Genomic DNA, 4,338 nt, shown 5'->3' with positions numbered 1-4,338 from the left:
GCGCTGGGCAGGCCGGAGACGTGTTGCGCCAAGTCCGCCAGTTGGTCGCTGGTGACCTTGTGCCACGCGTCTGCCTGGCTCCAAGGCTCCACCCAGCGGCGCTGGGGGCGCACCACAATGTTATCCAGCTGCATACCCGCCACCACGGTGTGCAGATGGTTGGCCGTGTCTGCACGCATGGTGGCAGCGGTCAGGCCATAGCTTGCTGCAGGCTCAGTAACCTTGGTACCACCCTGCTCCTGCGCCAACTGTTCGTCCAGCACACTCAAAAGCTCAAGTCGCGCCTTGAAGGTGCGCTGGCTTAAGGGTTCGGCCACATTGCCTTTGCTGCCCTCCAAGTTCTGGCTAAAGAACTCCAGGTTCTGGCAGAAGTCAAAAATCACAAACTCTTGCTTGTGCTGATCCGGCCCAAACAGGTTTTTGCACAGGCGCGTGCCGCGCCCCACCATTTGCCAGAACTTGGCCTTGGAGCGCACGATCTTGAAGAACACCAGGTTCACCACCTCGGGCACGTCAATGCCGGTGTCCAGCATGTCCACCGAAATGGCGATGTGCGGCGCCTTTTCTTTGACGCTGAAGTCGTCAATCGGGCTCTGCGCGTATTCGGTCTGATAGGTGATGGTGCGGGCAAACTGCCCCGCGTAGTGCGGGTAGTTTGCGTTGAAGCGGTCTGCAATGAAGTTGGCGTGCGCATTGTTTTTGGCAAACACAATGGTTTTGCCCAAACGGTCGCCGCCCGCCACTTTGTGGCCCTGGGCCATCAGGAGCTCAAGCACTTTGTCTACGGTGTCGGTGTTGAACAGCCATTTGTTCACTGCCTCGGCGCCCACCTCGTCGGGGGCGTGGCCCTCATCATCCCAATCCAACTCGTCCCACTGCGCGCGTTCGTCTTCGCTCAGCTCGGCGTATTTGATGCCTTCGCGCTGGAACTTCAGCGGCACCGACACCGCGCGCGGCGGCACCAAATACTTCTCGGCAATCGCGTCTTCCAGACCGTAGGCATCCGTTGGCACACCGTTTTCCAGCTCAAACAGGCTGTAGGTGTTGCGGTCAATCTCGTCTTTGGGCGTGGCCGTTAGGCCCACCAGCAGCGCATCAAAGTAGGCAAAGATGGCTTTGTACTTTTGGTAGATGGAGCGGTGCGCCTCGTCCACGATGATCAGGTCAAAGTGCCCCACGCCAAAGCGGCGCAGCCCTTCGTCAGTCTCGTTGATCAACCCCATCATCGTGGGGTAGGTGCTCACAAACACGCGGCCTTCGGTTTCCTTATCGGTCACCAGGTTCACCGCCGCTGCATCTGGCAAGTGCGCTTTGAAGGCATTGGCCGCCTGGTTCACCAGTGCCACGCGGTCGGCCAGAAACAAGATGCGCTTGGCCCAGTTGGCGCGCTGCAGCAGGTCCACCAGCGCAATCACGGTACGCGTCTTGCCCGCGCCCGTGGCCATCACCACCAGGGCCTTGCGCTGGCGGTCGCGCTCAAAGGTTTCGCCAATGCGGCGAATGGCGCGCAGCTGGTAGTGCCGCTCCACGATCTCGGGGTTGATGGTCGCGCCCGCCAGCGGTTTGGCACTGGTGCGGCGCTGCACTAGCAGTTGCAGTTCGTCCTTTTTGTGAAAGCCCTGCACCGGGCGCGGTGGGTAGGTGGTGTCGTCCCAAAACCAGTGCTCGTAGCCATTGGTGGTGTAGATCAGCGGGCGCTGGCCGAATTGGGTTTGCAGGCAACCGGCATACAGCTTGGCCTGCTGCTGGCCCACGCGCGCGTCCCGCTGGGTGCGCTTGGCTTCCACCACAGCCAGCGGCTTGCCATCGTCACCCCACAACACATAGTCCACATAGCCCACGCCTTGGTTGTTGGGCATGCCCTGCACTTCAAACTCGCGGTCGCGTGCATGGTCCAGCTTCCAGCCCGCTTCTTTGAGCAGCAGGTCGATGTAGAGGTCGCGCGTCTCGGCCTCGTTGTAGTCGTGCGTGTCGGGGGTGGCCGTGTTGGCGGCTTTTGCGGCGGCTACTTCGGCGCGTAGTTGGGCCAGCTCTGCATCCAGCGCAGCAGTCTTTTGCTGCGCCGCAGCCAGCGCTGCATCGCGCGCCGTCAGTTCGTCAGCCAGGGTAGCCAGCTTCTGCAATGCGGCCTGCGTGGCTTGCGCGCTGGCCTGGGCGGCAGCTTGTTCTGCTGCAGTATTGGTAGGGCGTGGCAGCAGGTCGGCCCGGAACTGCAGCGCCGGGTCGGGCCGGGCGGCCACATTGCGCCCGTAGCTTCGCGCCAGCCAAAAGGCCACCTGAAACAGCTCGCGCAGCACGGCGGTGGCGTCTGCCGCAGTAATGGCGCGCGCGCTGTGCACCGCGTTGTTGCCCTGCTTGCGCACCACGTCCATCTTGGCGTGCAGCGCGGGGCCGACCAGCACCTTGAAACTTGGCTCGAACAAGAAGGCCGACAGATCGGGCTTGTAGGGCATTTGCAAGCGTCCACCGCGCCCGCCTTCGGCTTGGAAAAGCCACACCACCGCCAGCTCCAGCGTGCGCCGCGCATAGAAGCAGGCGGTGCGCGGTTCAGTCAGCGCAGCCTGCTCGGCCTTGGTGGCCTCGGCATAGAGCGCTGGCCATTCGGCCTGCAGGAATGAGAAGTTGGAGGCCATTATTTTTGACCCCATGAGGGCAAAAACAGGCTGATTGCTTGCAAAAGCAGCAGATTTGACCTCATAGGGTCAGATTTTTAAAGCAAGAGCCATCCGCGCTAAAGCTCGCACTCAGCATCGCTTTTTTGGAATGCCTTGTTTTATAAGTCTTTGTTTTTATTGAATTTATTTTCAAAACAAACCTCCCTTAAACCATCTTTGGAAATCTAGTGCTTTAGAAATCCTGTATTCGCCCCGCTTCTGGCGCGCCCAGTCTTACGCCGCCGCCCATACCGTAACAGCCCCGGTAGCTACACCCGCCAATGACAACGCAGCACGAGGGCGGATGAAGATCTCCACATCGCGATTCATCAGCGTGATGTAGTGCAACAGGCGCTCGCTGGAGAAGCGGCCGAGCTTGTAGTTTTTGAGTTCAGACACATGCGGCTGCGCAATACCAAGGCGCTTGGCCGCTGCCGCTTGGGTCAGACCTTCGGCCTTGAGCAAGTCATTGAGCCGGGTGGCCAGCTGCACGCGCAGGTGGCGTTCGTCCGCGTCGGGCAGGCCCAAATCTGCGAACACATTTCCCGAACCCATTTCAACGGTCTCAGCGGTTTTTGCTACCGGTGGTTTAGCTTTAGCGTTCATGGTGATCCTTGTAATGTTGCTGTGCCAACTTCAGGCGCTCGTGAATCAGATCAATGTCACTCTGCGCCGTTTTGATGCCGCTGGGTGACTTCTTTTGAAAGCAGTGCAGCACATACACCGCCTTGTCAAACCGCACCGTGTACACCGCACGAAAGGTGTCGCCCCGGTGGTTCTCTACCAGCTCCAGCACGCCGGGGCCTTCGCCCTTCCACGGCTTGGCTTGCGCAGGCGTGGCCCCCAACTGCACTGCGCCCAACGCGTACCCAAAGTCGTCAATCACCTCTTCAGGCAATGCCAATAGGTCTTTCTTGGCGGAGCCAACCCAGTGAAGCGGCTTTTCGGAGTGCGATGCAGGCATGGGCAAATTATATCGAATTGGGTATTTTTACAACTCTCCCGCAAACGCCCGCTGCTGCAGCGAGGCGAACAGGGCGTCCAGCTGGGTCAGGGCGGTACGGTGGGTGGCTTTGAGGGCTTCGATGGCTTGGATGCGGGTGGCGAAGGTTTGTTGGACGGCAAGCGGGGGTACGACAACTTCCACTTTTGAAAAGTTTGATTTGTTCAAAATAGGCAATGTTGTCGCTGAAGATAGAGCAAGCATTTGTGGTCTTGCATGTTCCAGTGCTGCCAAACCAAAAGTGTCATCCACACAAGCGGACCATTCGACAGCGTTAATCTGCTGATTAAAGGCTGTGGGAACTTGCGCCTTTCCTAGTTTTCCAATATTGCCAATGCAACTGACCAGAGAACTACCGGGCCTAACGACCGCACAGTAAGTAGCTCCCACGTCAGATAGATGCCTAACAGTCGAGGTCAAATCACCATCTAGATCGCCTGGCGTGACAAACGGGATTGACCCCACAAAATTTGCCGAATCTTGTGATGGGGGGGTTTTCCCGGTGTGCACCCCGCCCAACTCACCGATTTTGCGCTTTGACCATCCCTTTGGATTCACCACCGGGTCGCCAAACATATCGAGAAAGAGAGACTGGGTTAGGGTATCGAGGTGGGTCAGGGCTTGGCGACGTTGGGTTCGGAGGGTTTCGGCCTGGTCCAGGATGGCGGCGATGCGGCGTTG

At 59.1% G+C, this 4,338-nt stretch carries 4 protein-coding genes; all 4 read right to left on the bottom strand.

What is annotated here, in order from left to right; genetic code table 11:
- Positions 1–2,633, bottom strand: a 2,633-nt coding sequence (locus Q0O05_RS11610) for a DEAD/DEAH box helicase family protein (RefSeq protein ID WP_293663207.1), incomplete at its 3' end; no start/stop codon positions are given.
- Between the two features lie 255 nt (positions 2,634–2,888).
- The gene (locus Q0O05_RS11605; protein ID WP_293663205.1) at positions 2,889–3,260 is read right to left on the bottom strand and encodes a helix-turn-helix transcriptional regulator; all 372 of its coding nucleotides are present in this window, start codon (positions 3,258–3,260) and stop codon (positions 2,889–2,891) included.
- Entirely contained in the window at positions 3,250–3,618 is a 369-nt protein-coding gene (locus tag Q0O05_RS11600) for a type II toxin-antitoxin system RelE/ParE family toxin (RefSeq protein ID WP_293663204.1), read from the bottom strand. The genes Q0O05_RS11605 and Q0O05_RS11600 overlap by 11 nt, the downstream gene beginning before the upstream one ends.
- Positions 3,619–3,645: 27 nt before the next feature.
- The coding region (locus Q0O05_RS11595) for a restriction endonuclease subunit S (protein ID WP_293663203.1) at positions 3,646–4,338 on the bottom strand (693 nt) is incomplete at its 5' end.

Source organism: Rhodoferax sp. OV413 (assembly GCF_945881795.1).
GTDB lineage: Bacteria > Pseudomonadota > Gammaproteobacteria > Burkholderiales > Burkholderiaceae_C > Allorhodoferax.
The sequence above is the reverse complement of the archived record's forward strand: the minus strand, read 5'-3'. Positions and strand labels throughout refer to the sequence as shown.